This window comes from Gemmiger formicilis (assembly GCF_016901605.1).
Taxonomy (GTDB): Bacteria; Bacillota; Clostridia; order Oscillospirales; family Ruminococcaceae; genus Gemmiger; species Gemmiger formicilis_B.
In genome coordinates this window covers 1-367 of sequence record NZ_JACJKP010000504.1, presented here as the reverse complement: position 1 = coordinate 367, position 367 = coordinate 1, and the positions used below count along the sequence as shown (strand labels likewise).

1 protein-coding gene is annotated in these 367 nt (G+C 63.2%); it reads left to right on the top strand.

Going from position 1 to position 367, the window contains the following annotated elements; all coding sequences use genetic code 11:
* The coding region (locus H6B10_RS15660) for a dihydroxy-acid dehydratase (RefSeq protein ID WP_204652382.1) at positions 1 to 284 on the top strand (284 nt) is incomplete at its 5' end.
* Positions 285 to 367: the final 83 nt, after the last annotated feature.

Genomic DNA, 367 nt, shown 5'->3' with positions numbered 1-367 from the left:
TGGCGCTGATCACCGACGGACGCTTCTCCGGCGCAAGCCGCGGTGCCGCCATCGGTCACGTTTCCCCGGAGGCTGCCTCGGGCGGCCCCATCGGTTTGGTCGAAGAGGGAGATACCATCGAGATCGACATCCCCAATGCGTCGATCCACCTCGCCGTCAGCGACGAGGAACTGGCCCGCCGCAAGGCGGCCTACGTACAGCCGGAACCCAACATCAAGACGGGCTGGCTGGCACGGTACGCGCGGCTTGTTACCAGCGCCAACCAGGGCGCGGTGCTGAAATAACGCGTTGAATCCAAAACACGCAGCGGTTGTGCGGCCGCTGCGTGTTTTCTTTTGCCCGGGACCCGTAAAATTTGCCAAAAGCT